This is a genomic window from Pseudomonas azotoformans (genome assembly GCF_001579805.1).
Classification (GTDB): domain Bacteria; phylum Pseudomonadota; class Gammaproteobacteria; order Pseudomonadales; family Pseudomonadaceae; genus Aquipseudomonas; species Aquipseudomonas azotoformans_A.
This window is the reverse complement of record NZ_CP014546.1, coordinates 2,895,629-2,919,231: the sequence shown is the minus strand read 5'-3', so window position 1 is coordinate 2,919,231 and position 23,603 is coordinate 2,895,629. Positions and strand designations below refer to the sequence as shown.

Below are 23,603 nucleotides of genomic sequence, written 5' to 3'. Positions count from 1 at the left end.
TTTCGCTGACTAATGTCCGGTTTTTCTCTGCTTGCTGTACGGTCAGGGAAGGGCCGGTGTAGGATGCGCGCCGTTCGGCGCAGGCCGACACCTCTTTTCGTTCCACACCCTTTGGAACCCGAAATAGCCATGGCATCGCGTAAATTTGGACTCAACCTGGTGATCGTGCTGGCAATCGCCGCGCTGTTCACCGGTTTCTGGGCGCTGATCAACCGCCCCGTCACCACCCCCAACTGGCCTGAACAGATCTCCGGTTTTTCCTACTCGCCGTTCCAGCAAGGCCAGTACCCGCAGAAAGACCAGTACCCGACCGACGACCAGATGCGTCGCGACCTCGAGATCATGAGCAAGCTGACGGACAACATCCGTACCTACTCGGTCGACGGCACTCTGGGGGATATCCCCAAACTGGCGGAAGAATTCGGCCTGCGTGTGACCCTGGGGATCTGGATCAGCCCGGACCTTGAGCGCAACGAGCGGGAAATCCAGCGCGCCATCGAAATCGCCAACAGCTCGCGCAGTGTGGTGCGGGTGGTGGTCGGCAACGAAGCGCTGTTCCGTGAAGAAATCACCCCAGAAGCGCTGATCGTGCTGCTGGACCGGGTGCGCGCCGCCGTGAAAGTGCCGGTGACCACGTCCGAGCAATGGCACATCTGGGAGAAAAACCCGCAACTGGCCAAGCACGTCGACCTGATCGCCGCGCACATCCTGCCGTTCTGGGAATACATCCCGATGGACAAGGCCGGCCAATACGTACTCGACCGTGCCCGCGACCTGAAGAAACTCTTCCCGAAAAAACCGCTGCTGCTGTCGGAAGTCGGTTGGCCGAGCAACGGCCGCATGCGCGGGGGCAATGAAACCTCCCCCGCCGACCAGGCGATCTACCTGCGCACGCTGGTGAACAAACTGAACCGCCAGGGCTTCAACTACTTTGTGATCGAGGCCTTCGATCAGCCGTGGAAAGTCAGCGACGAAGGCTCGGCGGGCGCTTACTGGGGCGTGTACAACGCCGCACGCCAGCAGAAATTCAACTTTGAAGGGCCCGTGGTCGCAATCCCGCAATGGCGCGTGCTGGCCATTGGTTCGGTGGTGCTGGCCCTGCTGTCCCTGACCCTGCTGATGATCGACGGCTCGGCCCTGCGCCAGCGTGGTCGCACCTTCCTGACCTTTATCGCGTTCCTCTGCGGTTCGGTGCTGGTGTGGATCGGCTACGACTACAGCCAGCAATACAGCACCTGGTTCAGCGTCACCGTGGGCATCCTGCTCGCCCTCGGCGCGCTCGGCGTGTTTATCGTGTTGCTGACCGAAGCCCACGAACTGGCGGAAGCGGTGTGGACCCACAAGCGTCGGCGTGAATTCCTGCCGGTCGAGGGGGATTCGGACTACCGTCCGAAAGTGTCGATCCATGTGCCGTGCTACAACGAGCCGCCGGAGATGGTCAAACAGACCCTCGACGCCCTGGCCGCCCTGGATTACCCGGACTACGAAGTCCTGATCATCGACAACAACACCAAAGACCCGGCGGTATGGGAACCGGTGCGCGACTACTGCGAAACCCTGGGCCCGCGCTTCAAGTTCTTCCACGTCGCGCCCCTGGCCGGTTTCAAGGGTGGCGCGCTGAACTACCTGATTCCGCACACCGCCAAGGACGCCGAAGTGATCGCGGTGATCGACTCGGACTACTGCGTGTCGCCGAACTGGCTCAAGCATATGGTGCCGCACTTCGCCGACCCGAAAATCGCCGTGGTGCAGTCGCCGCAGGATTATCGCGACCAGAACGAAAGCACCTTCAAGAAGCTCTGCTACGCGGAATACAAGGGCTTCTTCCATATCGGCATGGTCACTCGCAACGACCGTGACGCGATCATCCAGCACGGCACCATGACCATGACCCGTCGCTCGGTGCTTGAAGAACTGGGCTGGGCCGACTGGTGTATCTGCGAAGATGCCGAACTGGGCCTACGCGTATTCGAGAAAGGCCTGTCGGCGGCGTATTACCACGACAGCTACGGCAAGGGCTTGATGCCGGATACCTTTATCGACTTCAAGAAACAGCGTTTCCGCTGGGCCTACGGCGCGATCCAGATCATCAAGCGTCACACCGCAAGCCTCTTGCGCGGCAAGGACACCGAGCTGACCCGTGGCCAGCGCTACCACTTCCTAGCGGGCTGGTTGCCGTGGGTGGCGGATGGCATGAACATCTTCTTCACCGTCGGCGCGTTGTTGTGGTCGGCGGCAATGATCATCGTGCCGACGCGGGTTGACCCGCCGCTGCTGATTTTCGCGATCCCGCCGTTGGCGTTGTTTGTGTTCAAGGTCGGCAAGATCATCTTCCTCTACCGTCGTGCGGTAGGCGTGAACTTGAAGGATGCATTCTGTGCGGCCCTGGCCGGGCTGGCGTTGTCGCACACCATCGCCAAGGCGGTGCTGTATGGCTTCTTCACCACCAGTATCCCGTTCTTCCGTACCCCCAAAAACGCGGATAACCATGGTTTCTGGGTGGCGATTTCCGAAGCGCGCGAAGAAATGTTCATCATGCTGCTGTTGTGGGGCGCGGCGCTGGGGATTTACCTGGTGCAGGGCCTGCCAAGCAATGACATCCGCTTCTGGGTGGTGATGTTGCTGGTGCAGTCGCTGCCGTATGTGGCGGCACTGATCATGGCGTTCCTGTCTTCGCTGCCTAAACCTGCGGCGGCGCCGGAACCCGCGCCAGCGGCGTAAAAACTTGCGCAATGCACTAAACGGCGGCCTCTGGCCGCCGTTTTGCTATAAGATAACGGCCGTTTTGTGCGCCTTGCCTGCTCATTTATAAAAGCTCCGGAGTTCCCCCCATGACGGCCCATGCCGACCTTTCGCCGACCCTTCAACTTGCCATCGACCTGATCCGTCGTCCGTCGGTCACGCCGATCGACGCCGATTGCCAGAAGCTGATGATGCAGCGCCTGGGCGACGCCGGTTTTGCGCTTGAGCCAATGCGCATCGAAGACGTGGACAACTTCTGGGCCACCCACGGCAAGCACGAAGGCCCGGTGCTGTGCTTCGCCGGCCACACCGACGTGGTGCCGACCGGCCCGGTGCAGGCCTGGCAGAACGACCCATTCGACGCGTTGATCGATGAAAACGGCATGCTCTGCGGGCGTGGCGCGGCGGACATGAAAGGCAGCCTGGCGGCGATGCTGGTGGCGTCGGTGCGTTTTGTGGCCGACTACCCGGACCACAAGGGCTCGGTAGCCTTCCTGATCACCAGCGATGAAGAAGGCCCGGCGCACCATGGCACCAAAGCCGTGATCGAACGCCTCGCAGCGCGCAAGGAGCGCCTGGACTGGTGCATCGTCGGCGAACCGTCGAGCACCACCCTGGTCGGCGATGTGGTCAAGAACGGCCGTCGCGGCTCTCTTGGCGCGACCCTGACCGTACGCGGCGTGCAAGGCCACGTGGCCTACCCGCACCTGGCGAAGAACCCGATCCACCTGGCTGCGCCGGCACTGGCCGAATTGGCCGCCGAACATTGGGACGACGGCAACACCTTCTTCCCGCCGACCAGCTTCCAGATCTCCAACCTCAATTCCGGCACCGGCGCGACCAACGTGATTCCGGGTGACCTGACGGCGGTGTTCAACTTCCGTTTCTCCACTGAATCCACTGTTGAAGGCCTGCAGCAGCGCGTTGCGGCGATCCTCGACAAACACGGCCTGGACTGGCACGTGGAGTGGGCGCTGTCGGGCCTGCCGTTCCTCACCGAGCCGGGCGCGCTGCTGGATGCAGTCTCGGCCAGCATCAAGGCGATCACCGGGCGTGAGACCCAGGCGTCCACCAGTGGCGGTACCTCGGACGGACGTTTCATCGCCACCCTCGGCACCCAGGTGGTTGAGCTGGGCCCGGTCAACGCGACGATCCACCAGGTCAACGAACGCATTCTGGCCAGCGACCTCGATGTGCTGACCGAAATCTACTACCAGACCCTGATCAAGTTGCTCGCCTGATGCTCGCGTGCCCCCTTTGCAGCGCACCGCTGAACGCGGTGGACAATGGCGTGGCGTGCCCGGCCGGACACCGTTTCGACCGCGCACGCCAGGGTTACCTGAACCTGTTGCCGGTGCAGCACAAGAACAGCCGCGACCCCGGCGATAACCTGGCGATGGTAGAAGCGCGCCGCGACTTCCTCAACGCCGGGCACTACGCCCCGGTGGCCAGGCGCCTGGCCGAACTGGCCGCCGAGCGCGCACCGCAGCGCTGGGTCGACATCGGTTGCGGCGAGGGTTACTACACCGCGCAGATCGCCGACGCCCTGCCCCACGCCGACGGCTACGCGTTGGATATCTCCAAGGAAGCGGTCAAGCGGGCGTGCAAGCGCACCCCGTCGCTGACCTGGTTGATCGCCAGCATGGCCCGAGTGCCGTTGGCGTCAGGCAGCTGCCAGTTTCTCGCCAGCGTGTTCAGCCCATTGGATTGGGAAGAGGCCAAGCGCCTGCTCAGCCCCGGCGGCGGCTTGATGAAGGTCGGCCCGACCAGCGGCCACCTGATGGAGCTGCGCGAACGCCTGTACGACGAAGTGCGCGAGTACACCGACGACAAGCACCTGGCTCTGGTGCCGGACGGCATGAGCCTGGCGCACAGCGAGACGCTGGAATTCACCCTGAGCCTGGCCGAGCCCCAGGACCGCGCCAACCTGCTAGCCATGACACCCCACGGTTGGCGTGCCAGCGCCGAGCGCCGTGCACAGGTGATCGAAGCGGCCGAGCCGCTGGTGGTCACTGTGTCGATGCGCTACGACTATTTCGTGCTTCAATAACTGACTTTCCAGCATCCGCGAATGGATTTTCGAATCCCGCAACGAGGAACATCCATGCGCCAACCCGATATCGAGATTTACCTGAAGGACGCCGACGTCGACCACAAGGCCATCGCCGCCTGGCTGGGCGCCGCCCTGGGCCCGTGCTCCGACTGGGTCCAGAGAGGCCAGACCTACAAATGCAAGGCCGGCAATGTGCCGGTTACCTGGCTGCCCAAAGCCGTCGGTAAATGGAACAGCCTGTACCTGGAAAGCGACCAGACGCCGTGGGATGACGACATCGCCTGCGCCCGCGCTGCGTTTGCTGCGCTGAACGTGGAAGTGCGTTGCGCGCCGGGGACTTGGGTTGAGGAAGAAGGTGAAGAAAGCGCTGATACCTGGATTCGCATCAGCGAGGACGGTGAAGAGCAGATCACCTGGAAAACGGCTTAAAGCAGCGGCAAGCTGCAAGTCAAAAGCTTGTAGCTTGCAGCTTGCCGCTCGGCCTTACAGACCGACCACATCCTCCGCCTGCAACCCCTTCTCGCCGGTCACCACGGCGTATTCCACCTGCTGGCCCTCAGCCAGAGAGCGGTGGCCGTCACCGCGAATGGCGCGATAGTGCACAAACACATCCTTGCCATCTTCACGCTGGATAAACCCGTAACCTTTTGCATCGTTGAACCACTTCACATTGCCGGTTTCACGCGTTGCCATCTGTCTTACTCCCACATGCATTTTTATTGTTGAGTCGCTCGCATTGAACTGCCGAGTATAAGACAGGCTCAAAAACGATCAACTCAAGTTTACATCGCTGCTTTTTTGCCGATTTTCGGCGAATACGGCACACTACCCGCCCGAGCGCCTGCTCGGTTTTTTCCACTTGAAGCAGCACGCCTATGACCCGTTCCCCGTTCCGCCGTCTAGTGTTCGGCACCTTGCGCCGACTGTTGTACCTCTGGGTTCGCTCGGAGACGATCAACCAGTCGTCCCTGACCCTTAACCTGGACCGCAGCCGGCCGGTGTTCTACGTCCTGCAATCGCCCTCCCTCACCGAATTGGCCGTGGTCGACGCCGAGTGCACCAAGGCCGGTCTGCCACGCCCGGTGCTGCCGGTATCGGTCGGCCCGTTGATGGAACCGGCGGCGTTCTTCTACCTCACACCGGAACCGGACTGGCTCGGTCGCCAGGACAAGCGCGGGGCGCCACCCACTCTGACCCGCTTGGTCAACACCCTCACCGAACACGCGGAAGAGAATGCACAAATCATTCCCGTGAGCGTGTTCTGGGGCCAATCCCCCGAGAGCGAGTCCAGCCCGTGGAAGCTGTTGTTTGCCGACAGCTGGGCCGTCACCGGGCGTCTACGCCGGCTGTTGAGCATCTTGATCCTCGGTCGCAAGACCCGGGTGCAATTCTCTGCGCCTATCAACCTGCGTGAATTGATCGAGCACAATAAAGGCCACGAACGCACCGTGCGCATGGCCCAACGCATCCTGCGCGTGCACTTTCGTAACCTGAAGACGGCGGTCATCGGTCCGGATTTGTCACACCGGCGCAACCTGGTGAAGGGCCTGGTCAACATGCCGCTGGTGCGCCAGGCCATTGCCGATGAGGCCGAGCGGGAGAAGATCAGCCCGGAAAAAGCCAAGGCCCAGGCCCTGCGCTACGGCAACGAGATCGCCTCGGACTACACCTACACAGCGATCCGCTTCCTCGAAGTGGTGTTGAGCTGGTTCTGGAACAAGATCTACGACGGCATCAAGGTCAATAACATCGAAGGTGTGCAAAAGGTTGCCCAGGGTTACGAGGTGATCTACGTGCCTTGCCACCGCAGCCACATCGACTACCTGTTGCTGTCCTACCTGCTGTTCAAGAACGGCCTGACCCCGCCGCACATCGCCGCCGGGATCAACCTGAACATGCCGGTGATCGGCAGCCTGCTGCGCCGTGGCGGTGCGTTTTTCATGCGCCGCACCTTCAAGGGCAACCCGCTGTACACCTCAGTGTTCAACGAATACCTGCACACCCTGTTTACCAAGGGTTTCCCGGTGGAGTACTTCGTCGAGGGCGGTCGCTCACGCACCGGGCGCATGTTGCAGCCGAAGACCGGGATGTTGGCGATCACCCTGCGCAGCTTCTTGCGCTCCTCGCGCATGCCAATCGTGTTCGTGCCGGTGTACATCGGTTATGAGCGCGTACTCGAAGGCCGCACCTACCTGGGCGAGCTGCGCGGCGCGAGCAAGAAGAAAGAATCGATCTTCGACATCTTCAAAGTGATCGGCGCGCTCAAGCAGCGCTTTGGCCAGGTCGCGGTCAACTTCGGCGAGCCGATCAAGCTGGCCGAATTCCTCGACAACGAACAACCGGACTGGCGTTCCCAGGAACTGGGCCCGAACTATAAACCCGCCTGGCTCAACGAAACCACCAACCGCCTTGGCGAACAGGTGGCGCGCCACTTGAATGAAGCAGCGGCGGTGAACCCGGTGAACCTGGTGGCTCTGGCGCTGCTGTCCACCACCCGCCTGGCCTTGGATGAACAGGCCATGGCGCGCCAGCTGGACCTGTACCTGGCGCTGCTGCGCCGCGTGCCCTACTCGCCCCATACCACTCTGCCGGAAGGCGATGGCCTGGCGCTGATCAAGCACGTCAAGGACATGGACCTGCTGTCGGAACAGAGCGACGCACTGGGTAAGATCCTGTACCTGGACGAGCAGAATGCCGTCCTGATGACTTATTACCGCAACAACGTGCTGCACATCTTTGCCCTGCCGGCGCTGCTGGCGAGCTTCTTCCAGAGCAGCTCGCGGATGAGCCGCGACCAGATCCTGCGCTACACCCACGCGCTGTACCCGTACCTGCAATCGGAGCTGTTCATTCGTTGGTCGCTGGAAGAACTGGACACGGTGATCGACCAATGGCTGGAGGCCTTCGTCGAACAAGGCCTGCTGCGTTTCGAAAACAATGTGTACCTGCGCCCGGCGCCAAGCTCGCGGCACTTTGTGCTGTTGACCTTGCTGTCCAAGAGCATTGCCCAGACCCTGCAACGTTTCTACATGGCGATTTCGCTGCTGCTCAACAGTGGCCAGAACAGCATCAGCGCCGAAGAGCTGGAAGACCTGTGCACGATCATGGCCCAGCGCCTGTCGATCCTGCATGGCCTCAACGCCCCGGAATTCTTCGACAAGAGCCTTTTCCGACATTTCATCCAGACCTTGCTGGAGCAAGATGTGTTGCGCCGCGACGAGGCCGGCAAGCTGAGTTATCACGACCTGCTCGGCGAACTGGCCGAAGGCGCGGCCAAGCGCGTGTTGCCGGCGGAGATTCGCCTGTCGATCCGCCAGGTGGCGTTGCATCGTGTTGATGGCGCCGCTGAAGCACCGGTCGAACCCGAAGCCACTGCACCTGAAGAAACCCGCTAGATTTAAAGAGGCGCCGGAGGGATTCCGGCGCCGTTGAAAAGGAGCAACACCATGAAAAAGATCATCCTCCTGGGCCTGACTGCCCTGCTCGGAGCCTGCCAATCCATGAGCCCTGCCCCCAAAGCCAGCCTTGATGGCGAAGTGTTCTACCTGCAACGCATCGCCCTGCCACCGACCGCGACCTTGAGCGTCAGCCTGCAAGACGTGTCGTTGATGGACGCCCCGGCCGTGACCCTGGCCGAGCAGAAAGGCCCGGTCAAAGGCCAGGTGCCGCTGCCGTTTCACCTGAGCTACGACCCGGCGCAAGTCAAACCCGGCCACACTTATTCGGTGAGCGCTCGCATCGAAGTGGAGGGCAAGCTACTGTTTATCACCACCGAACGGCACGCTGTGCAGCTCAACGGCCAGGACGTGCAACCGTTGCGCCTGCGGGTTGATGCTGTCGCACACTGACAGTCTCTAGAATTTAAGCCAGATCAAAAAGGAAGCGCCCATGCTCCGTAACTCCCTTCGTCTTACTGCCCTGTGTGCCGGCCTGCTGTTCGGCGCCAACGCCATGGCCCTGGACTTGAGCAGCCTGTCCCAGGGCGACGCCAGCGGCGGCCTCAAGGACGCCCTGACCCAAGGCGCGCAGATCGCCGTGAAGCAACTGGGCGTACCCGGTGGTTTCAGCAACAACCCGGAAGTGAAAATAGGCCTGCCTGGCAAGCTGGGCAAAGTTGCCGACAAACTGAAAATGTTCGGCATGGGCGACCAGGTGACCCAGCTGGAAACCAGCATGAACAAGGCCGCCGAAACCGCCGTGACCCAGGCCCAGCCGATCCTGGTCAACGCCGTGAAAAACATGAGCGTGACGGACGCCAAGGGCATTCTCAGTGGCGGTCAGGACTCAGCTACCCAGTACCTCAACAAAAGCAGCCGCGAACAGATCCGCGCCAAGTTCCTGCCGATCGTCAAGGCCGCAACCGACAAGGTCGGCGTCGCCCAGCAATACAACGCCCTGGCCGGCAAAGCCGCGGCCTTTGGTGCAGTGGATGCCAAGAGCGCCAACGTCGAAAACTACGTGACCGAACAGGCGCTGGACGGGTTGTTCAAGATGATTGCCAAGCAGGAAGAAACCATTCGCGAGAACCCTGCGGCCGCCGCGACCAGCCTGGCGAAGAAAGTCTTCGGCGCGCTGTAAACCGAAAATAAACCCAGGCAGGTGTGGGGGGCTCACCTGCCTGGCTTCAAGCGGATCTTCTACGATCAGAAGAACTTTCCTAGGCCAAAACCACCAAACGCGATCATGCCCAGGGGCATGACACCGAAGCCGATGGCCAGGCTCTTGCCGGGCTTGCAAGAGTCCTTGCAAGGGTCAGGCTTGGCCGGTTCAGGCTTGCTGGGTCCGCAGGGGTTGCTGTTGCACGCGGACCGGGAAGAGCTGACATTGATATCAATTTTCATGAGCACTCCTTGAATCATCAGATTTAAGCTCCCACCGGCAGGGGTGAAGCCCTACCGGCGAAAGACCTGGCAATCAGGTAATCAATGAGTGGCCCCCGCCTTGGAAGCGTTCCCGCCTCCTTAGCTTCTTTGTGAAATCCCCTACGACAACTCTTTACACGGCCGGTGGCTTGACCCGGAACCAGGCTGCGTACAAGGCCGGTAAAAACAATAACGTCAGCGCCGTCGCCACAATCAATCCGCCCATGATCGCCACGGCCATGGGCCCGAAAAACACACTGCGTGACAGCGGAATCATGGCCAGCACCGCCGCCAGGGCTGTCAGCACAATCGGGCGGAAACGTCGGACGGTCGCCTCGATGATTGCCTGCCAGGGCGCCAGGCCCGCCTTGATGTCCTGTTCGATCTGATCCACCAGGATCACCGAGTTACGCATGATCATCCCGGACAGCGCGATAGTCCCCAGCATGGCCACAAAGCCGAACGGCTGGCGGAATACCAGCAGGAACAGCGTCACACCGATCAGCCCCAGCGGCGCTGTCAGGAACACCATGGCCGTGCGTGAGAAACTGCGCAGTTGCAGCATCAACAGGGTCAGCACCACCACGATAAACAGCGGCACGCCGGCTTTGACCGAGTTCTGGCCACGGGCCGAGTCCTCGACTGTGCCGCCAACGTCCAGCAGGTAGCCATCCGGCAGTTCGGCACGTACGCCTTCAAGGGTCGGCAGAATCTGCTGGACCAGCGTCGCCGGCTGTTCCTTGCCATAGATGTCAGCGCGCACGGTCACCGTGGGTAAGCGGTTGCGGTGCCAGATGATGCCTTCCTCGAAACCGTATTCAAGGGTGGCAATCTGCGACAGCGCTACGCTTTTGCCATTGTCGGTCGGCACCGCCAGGCTGGGCAGCAACGACAGCTCGGTGCGTTCATGCACGGTGCCGCGCAGGAGGATCTCGATCAATTCGTTGTCCTCGCGGTATTGGCTGACGCTGGAGCCGGTCAACGAACTCTGCAGGAATTTCGACAGGTTGGCCGTGCTCACACCAAGGGCACGGGCGCGATCCTGATCGATATTGAGGTAGACGATCTTGCTCGGTTCTTCCCAGTCCAGGTGCACGTTGACCACGTGGGAATTTTCGCGAACCTTCGCCGCAACTTTCCGAGCCAGGGCGCGGACTTCTTCAATATGTTCGCCGGTCACACGGAACTGCACTGGGTAGCCCACGGGCGGGCCGTTCTCCAGGCGCGTGACCCTTGAGCGCAGGTCGGGGAATTGTTCGTTGAGGGTTTCGATCAGCCAGGTGCGCAGGCTTTCACGCTCCTCGATGGTTTTGGCCAGCACAACAAACTGGGCAAAGCTGGCGGCTGGCAGTTGTTGATCCAGCGGCAAGTAGAAACGCGGCGAACCGGTGCCGACGTAAGCCACGTAATTGTCGATGCCCGCGTGTTCCTTGAGCAAGGCTTCCAGGCGCTTGACCTGGTCGGCGGTGTTGCTCAGGGAAGCCCCTTCGGCCAGCTTCAGATCGACCATCAGCTCCAGACGGCCAGAAGCCGGGAAGAACTGCTGCGGCACAAAACGGAACAGCGCCACCGAGCCGATAAACAGCAACAGGGTCAGGACAATCACGGTTTTACGCCGACGCACGCACCACTCCACCAAGCGTCTTACTCGCTGATAGAAAGGTGTGCCGTAGGGATCCGGACCATCGGTGCCGTGCTTGGCGGCATGAATCTTCGCCAGGTCCGGCAGGAGTTTTTCCCCCAGATACGGCACAAACACCACCGCAGCCACCCAGGAGGCGAGCAAGGCAATGGTCACCACCTGGAAGATCGAACGGGTGTATTCGCCGGTACTCGATTGCGCGGTGGCAATCGGCAGGAAGCCCGCTGCGGTGATCAGCGTACCGGTGAGCATCGGGAACGCAGTGCTGGTCCAGGCAAAGCTCGCGGCCTTGAGCCGGTCGTAACCCTGTTCCATCTTGATCGCCATCATTTCCACGGCAATGATCGCGTCGTCCACCAGCAAACCCAACGCCAGCACTAATGCGCCGAGGGAAATCTTGTGCAGGCCGATACCGAGGTAATACATGGTGGCAAACGTCATCGCCAGCACCAGCGGAATCGCCAGGGCCACCACCATGCCGGTACGCACGCCGAGGGAGAAGAAACTCACCAGCAACACGATGGCCAGCGCTTCGGCCAGTACCTGCACGAATTCGCCGACACTGGTTTTCACCGCTGCCGGTTGGTCCGACACCTTGCGCAGCTCCATGCCGGCCGGAAGGTTCTTCTGCAGGCGTGCGAATTCGCCTTCCAGGGCTTTGCCCAATACCAGGATATCGCCGCCGTCGCGCATGGCCACGGCCAGGCCGATCGCGTCTTCGCCCATGTAGCGCATGCGCGGTGCCGGTGGGTCATTGAAGCCACGGTGGATGTCGGCCACGTCGCCGATGCGGAAGGTTCGATCACCTACGCGAATCGGGAAGTTGCGGATCTCTTCCACGCTCTTGAAGTTGCCCGACACGCGCAGCTGCACACGCTCGCTCGGGGTTTCGAAGAAACCGGCAGTGGAGACGGCGTTCTGTTCCTGCAACGCCTGCTGTACCGCCGCCAACGGCAAACCCAGGGTGGCCAGCTTGAGGTTGGACAGCTCGATCCAGATCTTCTCGTCTTGCAGGCCCAGCAGCTCGACCTTGCCCACATCCGCCACGCGCTGCAGCTGAATCTGGATACGGTCGGCGTAGTCCTTGAGCACGGCGTAATCAAAGCCGTCGCCGGTCAGGGCGTAGATATTGCCAAAGGTGGTGCCGAATTCATCGTTGAAGAACGGCCCCTGGATATCCGGCGGCAAGGTCTGGCGGATATCGCTGATCTTCTTGCGCACCTGGTACCACAGCTCGGGAATCTGCGCCGAATGCATGGAGTCACGGGCCATGAAGGTGACCTGGGATTCGCCGGGGCGCGAGAACGAGACGATGCGCTCGTACTCACCGGTCTCCATGAGTTTTTTCTCGATGCGTTCGGTGACTTGCCGCGAGACTTCCTGGGCCGTGGCGCCGGGCCAGTTGGTCTTGATCACCATGGCCTTGAAGGTGAACGGCGGGTCTTCGCTTTGTCCCAGCTTGGAGTAGGACAAGGTGCCGACCACTGCCAGCAGGATCATCAGGAACAGTACGATCTGGCGATTACGCAACGCCCATTCGGAAAGATTGAAACCCATCGGGGACTACTCCTTGGCCGCCAGATTCACCACACGGTTGGAGCGATCCACCGGGCGCACTTGCTGGCCCTCATGGAGCACATGCACACCCGCAGCAATGACCCAATCCGTGGCGCTCAAACCCTCCAGTACCGGCACGGTTTTTTCTCCGAAGGCACCGATGCGCACGGGTGTGCGCTTGAGGGTGTTGTCTGGCTGTACACGCCACACGTAGGACGCACCGTTCTCCGCGCTGAGGGCCGATAGTGGGACCGAGAGTGGAATATCGCCGTCGACCTGTATGAACACCCGGGCGCTCTGGCCCAGTTCGGCCGGGACCTTGCCGCCGGTAAACGCCACACGGGCAGCGAACGTACGCGACTTTGGATCGGCAGCCGGCGACAGCTCACGAATGCGACCGCTGAAGCGCTGGTCGGGCTGGCTCCATAGCTCGACCGATACCGGCTGGCCGATCTTGAAACGACCAAAACCCTGCTCCGGCAGGCTGATCAATACTTCGCGCTCGCCATCGGTAGCGAGGGTGAACACGGTCTGGCCGGCGGACACCACCTGGCCGACTTCCACCGCACGCTTGGCCACCACCCCGTCCTGTGGCGCACGCAGCACCGCATAGCCGGCCTGGTTGCTGGCCACGTCGAACTCGGCCTTGATCTGCTTGAGACGGGCCTCACCGGATCGATAGAGATTTTCGGAATTGTCGTACTGGGAGCGGCTGACCATCTGACGGTCCATCAGGGTCTTGTAGCGGTCACGCTCGGCGCGCACCAGGCTAAGGTTGGCCTCGGCGGCGGCGACTTGGGCACGGGTCGCTTCCAGTTGCAGGCGCACGTCCTGAGGGTCGAGTTCGGCCAGCGCCTGATTGGCCTTGACCCGCTCGCCCTCTTCCACCAAGCGCTTGCTGACTTTGCCACCGATGCGAAAGGCCAGGTCTGGCTCATAACGGGCGCGCACTTCACCGGGGTAGCTGTCCATCGACTGTGCAGAAGGCTGTGGCTGCACCACCATGGCCGGACGGAGGGTGGTCTGGGCCGCTTCTTCATGACCGCATCCGGCCAACAGGAAGACCAGACTGACAGGCAACGCAAAGGGCAGGAAAGTACTGCGCATGCTGTAGGACCTTTCGCAAATGAAGCTAAGAATAATTATACTGGCGGGTATGTTATTAATACCAAACTCATCAGTCCAGTATTAAAGGTGAAAATGTCCGACAATCCCGTAAACACCAATAGCCCCGGGCGCCCCAAGGACATGGCAAAACGCCAGGCAATCCTCGAAGCAGCGAAAATCCTGTTTTTGAGCAATGGATACGCCAGTACCAGCATGGATGCCGTGGCCCTTGAGGCCGGCGTGTCGAAACTGACCGTGTACAGCCACTTCAACGACAAAGAGACCTTGTTCACCGCCGCAGTGGTGGCCAAGTGCGAAGAGCAACTGCCGGTGATGTACTTCGAGTTGCCTGCGGGCATGCCCGTGGAGACTGTGTTGCTGAATATCGCGCGAGGGTTCCATCGCCTGATCAACAGCGAGGAATCGGTCAACCTGCATCGCCTGATGATGACCACCGGCAATCAGGACGTGAAACTCTCGCAGATTTTCTTCGAGGCCGGTCCCATGCGCATGTTGCAAGGCATGGAACGCCTGCTCGGCAAGATCGACCAGAGCGGCGCACTGAGCATCGACAAGCCCTTTACGGCGGCCGAGCATTTTTTCTGCCTGCTCAAGGGCACGGCGAATTTCTGCTTGCTGTATGGCTGCGGCGGGCAACTGAGTGAAGAAGCCGCCGAAGCGCATGTGCAGGAGGTGGTGGGGTTGTTTATGCGGGCGTATAGGAGGGAGGCAGCGGCAAGCGGTTAGCTGCAAGCTGCAAGTTGAAAGCGCTTTTGCTTGCCGCTTGCCGCTTAAACCTTGAGCGCTTTCTTGGGGTAGATGTCATACCGGCTGGACTTGCCATCTAGCGCATGGCTCGGCTTAGGCCCTTCGATGCACGGCGCCTTGCGCGGACGCTTGACCACCACACGGTGGCTGGCCAGGGCCAGGGCGGCCGCCAACAGCGCCGGCGCGTCCGGATCATCCCCCACCAGCGGCCGGAACAGGCGCATTTCCTTTTTCACCAGGGCGGTTTTCTCACGGTGTGGAAACATCGGGTCGAGGTAGATCACCTGGGGCGGCTCGCCTTCCCAGTCGCGCATCACGTCGATGGAGTTGCCCTTGAGCAATTTCATGCGCGCCACGATCGGCGCTACCTCAAAATCATCCGCGCCTCGCGCCAGACCATCCTCAAGCAAGGCGCCGATCAGCGGCTGACGCTCGATCAGGCTCATCTCGCAGCCCAGGCTGGCCAGCACGAAGGCGTCCTTGCCCAGGCCAGCCGTGGCGTCCAACACCCGTGGACGCACGCCTTGGGCGATGCCCACGGCCTTGGCGATCATCTGCCCGCTGCCACCACCGTACAGGCGCCGATGCGCCGCGCCGCCTTCGACAAAGTCCACCCGCACCGGCCCCGGCGCGTCAGGCCCGAGCTGTTGCAGCTGTAGGCCGTGCTCGCCCACTTGCAGGGAAAAGTCCGCATCCGCCAGGCGCATCGGCAACCCGAGCAGTGTTGCCCACTGCTCGGCACGGCCCTGGAACGCTTCGCCCAAGGCCTCGACCTGGATGCGGCTGGCCGCTGGTTGTTCGCTCATCAATCGCTACGCTCAAAAATATTAAGGATCGGCAAACAGCGGCCGATAAAAACAACAGTCAGGTATTTTGCCAGAGCTGAGCGTCGACCGAGAAAAATGTCAGACATTCTTCCCCTAACCATCGGTGTACTGCCGACCCACAACCACTACGGCCTGCGCAATACCCAAGCGCTGGCCGGGGTGAGTCATGTGTGGCAGGACTTCTTCGCCCGCGCGTTGGCCGAACAGCTCGGCGATACGCCGGACGCGCTGGCAGTGCAGGCGCCGGCACCGGCGGACCCAGCGGTAGAACCCAGCGCCGGCGCCGACCTGTTGTCGCAGATCCTCACCCAGCGTGAGTGCGACGTGAAAGACACCGAAATTGCCCCACCAGAACCGCTGTTCCTGCCGATCGCCGAGTTCGAAACCGAGCTGCTGCCACCGGCTGCCACGCCGTTCCCGCAAGAAGAAATCGTCGCCCAGCAACGCCAGCAGAACTTCGAAAGCGGTTGGGTGCGCCCGATTGTGCTCACCGCTGGCGAACCGCTGCCAGAGCCAGGTCCGGCGCCGGAGCCACGCCCACTGCACCTGCCCATCGCCGAATTCGAACTGGACCTGCTGCCGCCGGCTGCCACGCCGTACCCGACTGAAGAGCTGGTCGCTCAGCAAAAGGCGCTCGACTTCGACTACTACTGGGCGCGCCCGCTGGTCACCCAGAACCTGCGCCTGGCCGCCTGACACTCAGCGACACACCCACCAACGCCCCATATCCAGATGGAAATGGTTGCGGTGCGCGGCGTTGTAGTCCGGGCTCAACACCACGTTGAAATCATCGCAGGCACTGTCGCGGACCTGACGCAGGAAGCGCGCCTTGTCGCCCTCCCCCGGCCAATCCTTGAGCAAGCTGATACTGCGCCCGTCCGCCAGGCGAAAACCGGCGATGTCCAGGGCATTGGCGGACGCATGCTGGCTGAGTCGCCCTTCGGCGCGGTTATACATATTGCGGCAGGCAAAGCTGCCCAGATGATCGACCCGCGTCACCGCCTGGCCGAACACAGCCTGGGCCGCCGGCTGCAGGCTGTGGCGCTCGAACAGGGCGAACGCCACCGCCAGCGGGCAACTGGCGAGAAAACTGCTGCTCAGCCCAACCGCGGCCCCCTGAACGCGCAAGGTATTGCGCAGCGGACACGCGGCATCGGCGGGTGTATCGGCTTGATGACTGACGCGCAGGCCCGAGGTTTCCAGCACTTGGTCGCACAACGCAGGGTCATCCTGTAGGCGCCCCAGCTTGTAGCGGGTCAACAAGTTCGGGCTGGCGCGCACATCCAGCGGCGCCCAAGGATTCCAATCAGCCGGCAGAGGCACCCAGCCACGCCAGACGCCAACGGCAAAACCGCCCGCCAGGATCAGCAGCACGCCCATCACTTTGAAAAAGCGCATCCCTTAGCCCTTGAAGAACTCGTTGGCCTGACTGAAGGGCATCTTGCGCTCGGTAAAGGTGAACGTGCCCAGTTCGTACACTTCCTGGGCGGCACGATAGAACTCGCCATAGGCCGCCAACGCCAGGGCCGAGCCGACGCTGATCCGCCGCACGCCCATCGCGCTGAGCTGCGCGACACTGAGGTTCAAGCCGCCGGACATCAACACGTTCACCGGCTTGGGCGCCACCGCCTTGACCACCGCCAGCACTTCTTCGGCACTGCGCAGCGCCGGCGCGTACAGCACGTCGGCACCGGCTTCGGCGTAGGCTTGCAGGCGGCGGATAGTGTCAGGCAAATCCAGGCGACCATGCAGGAGGTTTTCCGCACGGGCCGTCAAGGTGAACGGGAATGGCAGGCTGCGCGCGGCGGCCACCGCAGCTTCGACGCGCTCGACGGACAGGTCGAAAGGATAGATCGGATCGGCGGCAATGCCCGTGGCGTCTTCAATGGAGCCGCCGACAATGCCGGTGGCGGCGGCACGCAGGATGGTCTGGGCGCAGCCTTCGGGGGTGTCGCTGAAGCCGTTCTCCAGGTCAGCCGCTACCGGCAACGCCGTGGCCTGGGCAATCATGCGGGCGTTGATCAAGGTGTCGTCCAAGGACAACGCACCTTCCGCATCCGGGCGCGCCAGGCTGAACGCGTAGCCCGCACTGGTGGTGGCGAGGGCTTCAAACCCCAGGCTGGCCAGCATCACGGCGGAGCCTGCATCCCACGGGTTGGGCATCACGAACGCGCGGTCACGCTCGTGCAAGACCTTGAAGGTTTCGGCGCGAAGGGTTTGGGCATCCATGTCTGGCTCCTGGCGGGAAAAGGAGCCCTAGAGTAACCCCAGTTGCTCCACGGCGGGAGCACGATCCAAGGTCGGCAGCGGCGGCAGACCCGGCAGGCGCAACGTCAGCTGGTCGTGGAAACGCAGGGCCAGTTGTGCGGCGAGGCGATTATCCGAGGTGTGCAGGAACACGTAGGGGGTGCGGCCTTCTTCGATCCACCCGGCGACTTTTTCCACCCACGGCATCAGGAACGGGTCGTTGGCTTCCAATTCGGGATGACCGATAAAACGCACTTGGGGAAATTGCGTCAGTGCCGCCGGCCGTGGCGGCACCTTGGGCTTTTTCGATTGGGCGTGCAGCACGGCGGCTGATGTAGACGTGCAACTGAACAACGCACGCGGGTCCAGGCAGATGCGCTCCACACCCCGGTCCCGTAACAAGCGGTTAAGCATGCGCTCGGCATCGCCTTTGGCGAAGAATTCCGAATGACGCACTTCCACCGCCATGGGCCGCTCAAGGCCATCAACGAAGCCTGCCAACTCCCCCAGACGCTGCGGTGTGAACGTCGCGGGCAGCTGCAACCACAGCGGCGAGACCCGTTCACCCAGAGGGCTCATCAAACCCACAAAGCTTTCCGCAGCCGGTAGCTGCTCAATCAGGTTGCCGCTGTGGCTGATATCACCGGGAAACTTGGCCGTGAAACGGAAATCGTCGGGCATGATTTCAGCCCAGCGTTGCACCGTGGCGGCCGAGGGTCGTGCATAGAACGTGGTGTTGCCTTCAACGGCGTTGAAGACCTGGGAGTAGAGCGCGAGGTAGTCGCTGGAACGGGCATCGGCGGGGTACAGGTATTCGCGCCAGGCGTTTTCACTCCAGGACGGGCAACCGAGGTAGTAAGGCAGGCGCATCAGATGTGGATATCGAGGCCCAGCACTTCCATATCCCATTCGACAAAACCGGCGGTGGTCAGGTAGCTGGCCAGGGCGGTGGCGACGCTTTTGCTCATGGAGCGCGGGAAGACCATGTCTTGCTGACGGGCGGGAAGACCGCTGATACGGGCTTGAGCGTTGGCTTGGGCGTCGGACTGGACCTCGATGAAGTCCGGCGAATCCTCGACAGACTCGTCTACCGTGACGTTTGCCTTACGCGGCTTGCGCTTGATTGGGTAAGACTGTGAGGAAAAGCCATCAATACGCATGGGCGCGAACTCGCTATCAGTAATGGCATTTTGGCAGCATCATCCGTGGTGCGCAAATGCTCTGGTGATAACTAGAACACATAATTTGAAAAAGGTTTAAAACCGGGGCCAAATTCTGACGATTGGTGAATTTAGCCCCAAATTGCCATCATTTTTGACGTCAAATAATCCCGCGTTCAGCCTTTGTCTGCGCCACCTTATCGCGTAGATAAACCGGAGCCGCCTGGTCCGCTGGAATTGCCTCTCCGCGATCAAATGCAAAACGCGCGAGGGCCAGCAAATCTTCAGCATGCGGCAACATCGCAGCGTCCTGGCCAATCAAAGGCACCGCGATGCGCTCGCCGTAACCCCAACCGGTGCCAGCACCGAACCAGTCACCACTGGCATCACCCGGCAATACGGACGACTCAGGCGGCTGCACGGCTTCTACACCCACCAGGCGCATCTCGCCTGCCGTTTCGCGGTAACAGCCCCAGTACACCTCATCCATGCGTGCGTCGATAGCCGCCGCAACCTGATGAACGCCATGTTCACGCAAGGCGCGCTGGGCCAGTACGGCCAGGTTGGACACCGGCAATACCGGGCGTTCCAGCGCAAACGCCAGGCCCTGCACCACACCGATGGCAATACGCACGCCGGTAAACGCACCCGGACCACGGCCGAAGGCGATGGCATCCACCGCAGCCAGCGTAGTGCCGGCGTCTTCCAACAGTTGCTTGATCATTGGCAACAGCTTCTGCGCGTGCAGACGCGGGATCACCTCGTAGTGGCTCGTCACCTTGCCATCGTGCAGCAGGGCAACGGAGCAAGCTTCAGTCGCGGTGTCCAGGGCCAGCAGGGTACTCATCGGTGTGGGTGTCCAAGTCGAAAAAAAGTGCGCCAGTATAAACAACAACGGCCCGCAAGCGGGCCGTTATCCGTGAAGCCGGTGGAGCGATCAGCTCAGTGCTTGCAGCACTTTGGCCGTGATCGCTTCAACCGAGCCGACGCCAGGAATATGGCTGTACTTAGGCTTGCCCTGGGCAGCGGACAGCTTCTGGTAGAAGTCCACCAGCGGCTTGGTCTGGGAATGATAGACCGACAGGCGATGACGCACGGTTTCTTCAGTGTCGTCTTTACGCTGTACCAGGTCTTCGCCGGTCACATCGTCCTTGCCTTCCACTTTTGGTGGGTTGTAGACGGTGTGGTACACGCGGCCCGAGGCTTCGTGAACGCGACGACCGGCAATGCGCTGGACGATCTCTTCATCTTCCACCGCGATTTCAACCACCGCATCCAGCTCAACGCCGGCTTTCACCAGGGCTTCAGCCTGGGGAATAGTGCGTGGGAAGCCGTCGAACAGGAAACCGTTCTTGCAGTCTTCCTGGCTGATGCGTTCCTTGACCAGGTTGATGATCAAGTCATCGGAAACCAGGCCACCGCTGTCCATCACGCTCTTGGCGATCAGGCCCAGCTCGGTGCCGGCCTTGACCGCCGCACGCAGCATGTCGCCAGTGGAGATTTGTGGAATGCCGAATTTTTCAGTGATGAACTTTGCCTGAGTACCTTTACCGGCCCCGGGAGCTCCCAGCAGAATGACGCGCATTGATGTGCTCCTCAATTTTTTATAGAGATGGTGCTCGGATTCGCCGCGTGGGGCCAATCGCGTAAAAATAGAATTCGGGCCGCCCAAACGGCCAAAGGCTGATCAAGATACACAGCAGGTCTTAACCACACAAGCCGCCAAAAGTCGCAGGAACCCGCGCAGGGCATGCGTCATAGGTAGGGTGTGCCTGAGTGCAACCCGGCCCCATAAATGCCGACTGCCCTTTTCAGGGCAGCCGCTGCGGTTTATCTGCAAGCCATTGAGAACACGCAAAAAACCTTAACCGGTGTTACGCAAACCCGCAGCAATACCCGCCACGGAGACCAGCAGCGCCTGTTCCAGAGGGCTATCCTGCGCCGCTTCCTGCTGGCGTGAACGCGCCAGCAACTCGGCCTGCAGCAAGTGCAGGGGGTCGAGGTAGGTGTTGCGCAGGCGGATGAACTCCAGGGTGTCCGGGCTATGGGCCAGCAGTTGCGACTGGCCGGTCAGGCCAAGCACCACGCTGCACGCCTGCGACAATAGGTCGCGCAGATGCGCACCCAATGGCAGCAGGTCCGGCTGCACCAGCCGCTCGTCATACAGGCGGGCGATATCGGCATCCGCCTTGGCCAGCACCATTTCCAGCATATCGATACGGGTGCGGAAAAATGGCCACTGTTCACGCATCTGTCCCAGCAACTCGCCTTCGCCGCGCTCCAGGGCCTTGCTCAATGCCGCTTCCCAGCCGAGCCAGGCCGGGAGCATCAGGCGGGTCTGGGTCCAGCCGAAGATCCACGGGATCGCGCGCAGGCTTTCAATCCCGCCCGCACGACGCTTGGCCGGGCGACTGCCCAAGGGCAAGCGACCCAGTTCCTGTTCCGGCGTGGATTGGCGGAAATACTCGACGAACTGCGGATTTTCCCGCACCACGGCGCGGTAAGCGCTGACACCATCTGCCGCCAATTCATCCATCAAATGGCGCCAGGCCGGCTCCGGCGGCGGCGGTGGCAGCAGCGTCGCCTCCAACACAGCAGCCAGATAAAGGTTGAGGTTCTGCTCAGCGATATCCGGCAGGCCGAACTTGAAGCGGATCATCTCGCCTTGTTCGGTGGTGCGAAACCGCCCCGCCACCGAACCCGGTGGCTGCGACAGGATTGCCGCGTGAGCCGGGCCGCCGCCACGGCCGACGGTGCCGCCGCGACCATGGAACAACAGCAACTCCACCTGTTGCTCGCGGCAGATATCCACCAGACGCTCCTGCGCCCGGTACTGCGCCCACGCGGCGGCGGTGGTGCCGGCGTCCTTGGCCGAGTCCGAGTAGCCGATCATCACTTCCTGCGGGCCCTGCAAACGCGCACGATAGCCGGGCAACAGCAACAGTTGCTCGATCACCGGGCCGGCGTTATCCAGGTCGGCGAGGGTTTCGAACAGCGGCACTACGCGCATCGGCCGCTGCACGCCCGACTCTTTAAGCAGCAGTTGCACCGCCAAAACGTCCGACGCAGCACCGGCCATGGAAATGACATACGAACCCAAGGATGCAGCCGGTGCGGCGGCGACTTCCTTACAGGTGTTGAGCACCTCGGCAGTGTCCGCTGACGGTTTGAAATAGCCCGGCAGCAGCGGTCGACGGTTGGCCAGCTCCTTCATCAGGAAGCTGATGCGCATCTCTTCGTTCCAGTCCTCGTAACGACCCAGCCCGAGGTAGTCGGTGATTTCGGTCATGGCGGCCGAATGACGGCTGGAATCCTGACGCACATCCAAGCGCACCAGGAACAGACCGAAGGTCACCGCACGGCGCAGGCAGTCGAGCAACGGGCCATCGGCGATCACGCCCATGCCGCATTCGTGCAGCGACTGGTAGCACAGCTCCAGCGGCTCCAACAGGTCGCGGTTTTTCTGCAATACCTCGGCCGGCGCCGGGGTGCTACTGCTCAACGCGGTATGTGCCCATTGCCGTGTAGCGCGCAGGCGTTCGCGCAGTTGCTTGAGCAAGGCGCGATAAGGCTCGACGCTATCACCGACCTTGTCCTGCAACGCCGGGCTGGCTTGCTGCATCGACAGCTCAGAGGCCAGGTGATCGATATCGCGCAAGTACAGGTCGGCGGCCATCCAGCGCGCCAGCAGCAGCACTTCGCGGGTGACCGGGGCTGTGACATTCGGGTTGCCGTCACGGTCGCCGCCCATCCACGACGCAAAGCGGATCGGCGCCGCCTCCAGGGGCAAGCGCAAACCGGTGGCGGCGTGCAGCGCCTGGTCAGCCTTGCGCAAATAGTTGGGGATCGCGTGCCACAGCGAGTGCTCGATCACTGCAAAGCCCCACTTGGCTTCGTCCACGGGCGTGGGTCGGGTGCGGCGGATTTCTTCGGTGTGCCAGGCTTCGGCGATCAAACGTTGCAGGCGCTGGCGGATCTGCTCGCGCTCAGCCGTGGTGAGGTCGCGGTGATCCTGGGCCGCCAGTTGCGCGGCGATTGCATCGTATTTCTGGATCAGGGTGCGGCGCGCCACTTCGGTAGGGTGGGCGGTGAGGACCAGTTCGATCTCCAGGCGCCCCAACTGACGGGCCAGGGATTCGTTGCTATGGCCTTCGCTTTGCAGCCGCGCCAGCAATTCAGGTAAGACGCGGGACTCGAACGGTGCCGGCTGCGACTCATCACGCCGGTGGATCAATTGGTACTGCTCGGCAATGTTGGCCAGGTTGAGGAACTGGTTGAAGGCACGGGCCACCGGCAACAGTTCGTTTTCCTGCAACTGGTTGAGGCTGGTGCTCAGTTCATCGCCGGCACCGCGCCGGTCAGCCTTGGCGCCTTTGCGGATCTGCTCGATCTTGTCGAGGAAATCATCGCCATACTGCTCTCGAATGGTGTTGCCCAATAGCTCACCCAGCAGGTGAACATCCTCACGCAAGCGTGCATCGATATCACTCATCAGCCAATCTCCAGCCAGAAATCCGGGACGCGCAGGTTTGCCAGAGTGCCGCCAGCCTCGATTTATGACAAGACTTTAAACCTTGTGAGTTGCAGCTAGTCTCAAGGATAAGTCGTCGCGTTTATCCGCGCAGGCGACTGGACACT

21 protein-coding genes are annotated in these 23,603 nt (G+C 61.6%); 9 read left to right on the top strand and 12 right to left on the bottom strand.

Annotation, left to right across the window (positions count from 1 at the left end; genetic code table 11):
• The first annotated feature begins 129 nt into the window (after nucleotides 1–129).
• The 4 genes from AYR47_RS13505 (at nucleotide 130) to AYR47_RS13490 (ending at nucleotide 5,224) form a co-directional block, all read left to right on the top strand.
• Nucleotides 130–2,721, top strand: coding sequence for a glycosyltransferase (locus AYR47_RS13505; RefSeq protein ID WP_033902802.1), 2,592 nt, complete (start codon nucleotides 130–132; stop codon nucleotides 2,719–2,721).
• Nucleotides 2,722–2,831: 110 nt separating this feature from the next.
• Nucleotides 2,832–3,983: a succinyl-diaminopimelate desuccinylase gene (gene dapE / locus AYR47_RS13500; protein ID WP_061435536.1), complete on the top strand. Its 1,152-nt coding sequence runs from the start codon at nucleotides 2,832–2,834 to the stop codon at nucleotides 3,981–3,983.
• On the top strand, nucleotides 3,983–4,792 hold the full coding sequence (locus AYR47_RS13495; protein WP_033902804.1) for a putative RNA methyltransferase: 810 nt from the start codon (nucleotides 3,983–3,985) through the stop codon (nucleotides 4,790–4,792). The genes dapE and AYR47_RS13495 overlap by 1 nt, the downstream gene beginning before the upstream one ends.
• A 54-nt stretch (nucleotides 4,793–4,846) precedes the next feature.
• Nucleotides 4,847–5,224 (top strand): hypothetical protein, encoded by a 378-nt coding sequence (locus tag AYR47_RS13490; protein WP_033902805.1) that lies wholly within the window; start codon nucleotides 4,847–4,849, stop codon nucleotides 5,222–5,224.
• A gap of 54 nt (nucleotides 5,225–5,278) precedes the next feature.
• Here AYR47_RS13490 and AYR47_RS13485 read toward each other — a convergent pair whose 3' ends face one another.
• The gene (locus tag AYR47_RS13485) at nucleotides 5,279–5,488 is read right to left on the bottom strand and encodes a cold-shock protein (protein ID WP_032891681.1); all 210 of its coding nucleotides are present in this window, start codon (nucleotides 5,486–5,488) and stop codon (nucleotides 5,279–5,281) included.
• Nucleotides 5,489–5,670: 182 nt separating this feature from the next.
• On the opposite strand from AYR47_RS13485, the gene plsB reads away from it, so the two are divergent.
• From plsB to AYR47_RS13470, 3 genes are read left to right on the top strand one after another with little or no spacing between them, the layout of a single operon-like run.
• Complete coding sequence (gene plsB, locus AYR47_RS13480) at nucleotides 5,671–8,190, top strand: glycerol-3-phosphate 1-O-acyltransferase PlsB (RefSeq protein ID WP_061435534.1); 2,520 nt, start codon at nucleotides 5,671–5,673, stop codon at nucleotides 8,188–8,190.
• Between the two features lie 51 nt (nucleotides 8,191–8,241).
• Nucleotides 8,242–8,643, top strand: a complete 402-nt coding sequence (locus AYR47_RS13475; RefSeq protein WP_033902807.1) for a YbaY family lipoprotein — start codon at nucleotides 8,242–8,244, stop codon at nucleotides 8,641–8,643.
• A 40-nt stretch (nucleotides 8,644–8,683) separates the two neighbouring features.
• A complete protein-coding gene (locus tag AYR47_RS13470) occupies nucleotides 8,684–9,373 on the top strand; it encodes a DUF4197 domain-containing protein (protein WP_033902808.1) in 690 nt (229 codons plus the stop codon).
• Nucleotides 9,374–9,438: 65 nt separating this feature from the next.
• On the opposite strand, the gene AYR47_RS13465 is transcribed toward AYR47_RS13470, so the two are convergent.
• The 3 genes from AYR47_RS13465 to AYR47_RS13455 form a co-directional block, all read right to left on the bottom strand.
• Complete coding sequence (locus tag AYR47_RS13465; RefSeq protein WP_061435532.1) at nucleotides 9,439–9,636, bottom strand: hypothetical protein; 198 nt, start codon at nucleotides 9,634–9,636, stop codon at nucleotides 9,439–9,441.
• Nucleotides 9,637–9,790: 154 nt separating this feature from the next.
• Nucleotides 9,791–12,856, bottom strand: coding sequence for an efflux RND transporter permease subunit (locus tag AYR47_RS13460; protein WP_061435530.1), 3,066 nt, complete (start codon nucleotides 12,854–12,856; stop codon nucleotides 9,791–9,793).
• 6 nt (nucleotides 12,857–12,862) lie between these two features.
• The gene (locus tag AYR47_RS13455) at nucleotides 12,863–13,963 is read right to left on the bottom strand and encodes an efflux RND transporter periplasmic adaptor subunit (protein WP_061435528.1); all 1,101 of its coding nucleotides are present in this window, start codon (nucleotides 13,961–13,963) and stop codon (nucleotides 12,863–12,865) included.
• A gap of 93 nt (nucleotides 13,964–14,056) precedes the next feature.
• Between AYR47_RS13455 and AYR47_RS13450 the strand changes: the two genes are divergently transcribed.
• The gene (locus tag AYR47_RS13450; protein ID WP_033902812.1) at nucleotides 14,057–14,710 is read left to right on the top strand and encodes a TetR/AcrR family transcriptional regulator; all 654 of its coding nucleotides are present in this window, start codon (nucleotides 14,057–14,059) and stop codon (nucleotides 14,708–14,710) included.
• Nucleotides 14,711–14,754: 44 nt separating this feature from the next.
• On the opposite strand, the gene AYR47_RS13445 is transcribed toward AYR47_RS13450, so the two are convergent.
• A complete protein-coding gene (locus AYR47_RS13445; protein WP_033902813.1) occupies nucleotides 14,755–15,537 on the bottom strand; it encodes a class I SAM-dependent methyltransferase in 783 nt (260 codons plus the stop codon).
• Between the two features lie 96 nt (nucleotides 15,538–15,633).
• On the opposite strand from AYR47_RS13445, the gene AYR47_RS13440 reads away from it, so the two are divergent.
• Entirely contained in the window at nucleotides 15,634–16,254 is a 621-nt protein-coding gene (locus tag AYR47_RS13440) for a hypothetical protein (RefSeq protein ID WP_033902814.1), read from the top strand.
• A gap of 3 nt (nucleotides 16,255–16,257) precedes the next feature.
• On the opposite strand, the gene AYR47_RS13435 is transcribed toward AYR47_RS13440, so the two are convergent.
• The 7 genes from AYR47_RS13435 to ppc all read right to left on the bottom strand — a co-directional run bounded on the left by AYR47_RS13435 (nucleotide 16,258) and on the right by ppc (nucleotide 23,457).
• Complete coding sequence (locus AYR47_RS13435) at nucleotides 16,258–16,956, bottom strand: extensin-like domain-containing protein (protein WP_061435525.1); 699 nt, start codon at nucleotides 16,954–16,956, stop codon at nucleotides 16,258–16,260.
• A gap of 3 nt (nucleotides 16,957–16,959) precedes the next feature.
• Nucleotides 16,960–17,787: an isocitrate lyase/PEP mutase family protein gene (locus tag AYR47_RS13430; protein WP_061435523.1), complete on the bottom strand. Its 828-nt coding sequence runs from the start codon at nucleotides 17,785–17,787 to the stop codon at nucleotides 16,960–16,962.
• A gap of 27 nt (nucleotides 17,788–17,814) precedes the next feature.
• Nucleotides 17,815–18,675 carry a DUF72 domain-containing protein gene (locus tag AYR47_RS13425; RefSeq protein WP_061435521.1) on the bottom strand — a complete coding sequence of 287 codons (861 nt, stop codon included), beginning with the start codon at nucleotides 18,673–18,675 and terminating at the stop codon, nucleotides 17,815–17,817.
• A complete protein-coding gene (locus AYR47_RS13420; protein ID WP_016979856.1) occupies nucleotides 18,675–18,965 on the bottom strand; it encodes a hypothetical protein in 291 nt (96 codons plus the stop codon). Before AYR47_RS13420 ends, AYR47_RS13425 begins: the two co-directional genes overlap by 1 nt.
• A gap of 160 nt (nucleotides 18,966–19,125) precedes the next feature.
• Nucleotides 19,126–19,812 carry a tRNA (adenosine(37)-N6)-threonylcarbamoyltransferase complex dimerization subunit type 1 TsaB gene (gene tsaB / locus AYR47_RS13415; RefSeq protein WP_033902818.1) on the bottom strand — a complete coding sequence of 229 codons (687 nt, stop codon included), beginning with the start codon at nucleotides 19,810–19,812 and terminating at the stop codon, nucleotides 19,126–19,128.
• A 90-nt stretch (nucleotides 19,813–19,902) separates the two neighbouring features.
• Nucleotides 19,903–20,550, bottom strand: coding sequence for an adenylate kinase (gene adk, locus AYR47_RS13410; protein ID WP_010212617.1), 648 nt, complete (start codon nucleotides 20,548–20,550; stop codon nucleotides 19,903–19,905).
• A gap of 279 nt (nucleotides 20,551–20,829) precedes the next feature.
• Nucleotides 20,830–23,457 carry a phosphoenolpyruvate carboxylase gene (ppc, locus tag AYR47_RS13405; RefSeq protein ID WP_061435519.1) on the bottom strand — a complete coding sequence of 876 codons (2,628 nt, stop codon included), beginning with the start codon at nucleotides 23,455–23,457 and terminating at the stop codon, nucleotides 20,830–20,832.
• Nucleotides 23,458–23,603 lie beyond the last annotated feature (146 nt).

What these genes read in the sequence shown, in the direction of transcription:
- AYR47_RS13505 (WP_033902802.1), top strand. Translation starts at nt 130, where the DNA reads ATGGCATCGCGTAAATTTGGACTCAACCTGGTGATCGTGCTGGCAATC.
- dapE (WP_061435536.1), top strand. Translation starts at nt 2,832, where the DNA reads ATGACGGCCCATGCCGACCTTTCGCCGACCCTTCAACTTGCCATCGAC.
- AYR47_RS13495 (WP_033902804.1), top strand. Translation starts at nt 3,983, where the DNA reads ATGCTCGCGTGCCCCCTTTGCAGCGCACCGCTGAACGCGGTGGACAAT.
- AYR47_RS13490 (WP_033902805.1), top strand. Translation starts at nt 4,847, where the DNA reads ATGCGCCAACCCGATATCGAGATTTACCTGAAGGACGCCGACGTCGAC.
- AYR47_RS13485 (WP_032891681.1), bottom strand. Translation starts at nt 5,488, where the DNA reads ATGGCAACGCGTGAAACCGGCAATGTGAAGTGGTTCAACGATGCAAAA.
- plsB (WP_061435534.1), top strand. Translation starts at nt 5,671, where the DNA reads ATGACCCGTTCCCCGTTCCGCCGTCTAGTGTTCGGCACCTTGCGCCGA.
- AYR47_RS13475 (WP_033902807.1), top strand. Translation starts at nt 8,242, where the DNA reads ATGAAAAAGATCATCCTCCTGGGCCTGACTGCCCTGCTCGGAGCCTGC.
- AYR47_RS13470 (WP_033902808.1), top strand. Translation starts at nt 8,684, where the DNA reads ATGCTCCGTAACTCCCTTCGTCTTACTGCCCTGTGTGCCGGCCTGCTG.
- AYR47_RS13465 (WP_061435532.1), bottom strand. Translation starts at nt 9,636, where the DNA reads ATGAAAATTGATATCAATGTCAGCTCTTCCCGGTCCGCGTGCAACAGC.
- AYR47_RS13460 (WP_061435530.1), bottom strand. Translation starts at nt 12,856, where the DNA reads ATGGGTTTCAATCTTTCCGAATGGGCGTTGCGTAATCGCCAGATCGTA.
- AYR47_RS13455 (WP_061435528.1), bottom strand. Translation starts at nt 13,963, where the DNA reads ATGCGCAGTACTTTCCTGCCCTTTGCGTTGCCTGTCAGTCTGGTCTTC.
- AYR47_RS13450 (WP_033902812.1), top strand. Translation starts at nt 14,057, where the DNA reads ATGTCCGACAATCCCGTAAACACCAATAGCCCCGGGCGCCCCAAGGAC.
- AYR47_RS13445 (WP_033902813.1), bottom strand. Translation starts at nt 15,537, where the DNA reads ATGAGCGAACAACCAGCGGCCAGCCGCATCCAGGTCGAGGCCTTGGGC.
- AYR47_RS13440 (WP_033902814.1), top strand. Translation starts at nt 15,634, where the DNA reads ATGTCAGACATTCTTCCCCTAACCATCGGTGTACTGCCGACCCACAAC.
- AYR47_RS13435 (WP_061435525.1), bottom strand. Translation starts at nt 16,956, where the DNA reads ATGCGCTTTTTCAAAGTGATGGGCGTGCTGCTGATCCTGGCGGGCGGT.
- AYR47_RS13430 (WP_061435523.1), bottom strand. Translation starts at nt 17,787, where the DNA reads ATGGATGCCCAAACCCTTCGCGCCGAAACCTTCAAGGTCTTGCACGAG.
- AYR47_RS13425 (WP_061435521.1), bottom strand. Translation starts at nt 18,675, where the DNA reads ATGCGCCTGCCTTACTACCTCGGTTGCCCGTCCTGGAGTGAAAACGCC.
- AYR47_RS13420 (WP_016979856.1), bottom strand. Translation starts at nt 18,965, where the DNA reads ATGCGTATTGATGGCTTTTCCTCACAGTCTTACCCAATCAAGCGCAAG.
- tsaB (WP_033902818.1), bottom strand. Translation starts at nt 19,812, where the DNA reads ATGAGTACCCTGCTGGCCCTGGACACCGCGACTGAAGCTTGCTCCGTT.
- adk (WP_010212617.1), bottom strand. Translation starts at nt 20,550, where the DNA reads ATGCGCGTCATTCTGCTGGGAGCTCCCGGGGCCGGTAAAGGTACTCAG.
- ppc (WP_061435519.1), bottom strand. Translation starts at nt 23,457, where the DNA reads ATGAGTGATATCGATGCACGCTTGCGTGAGGATGTTCACCTGCTGGGT.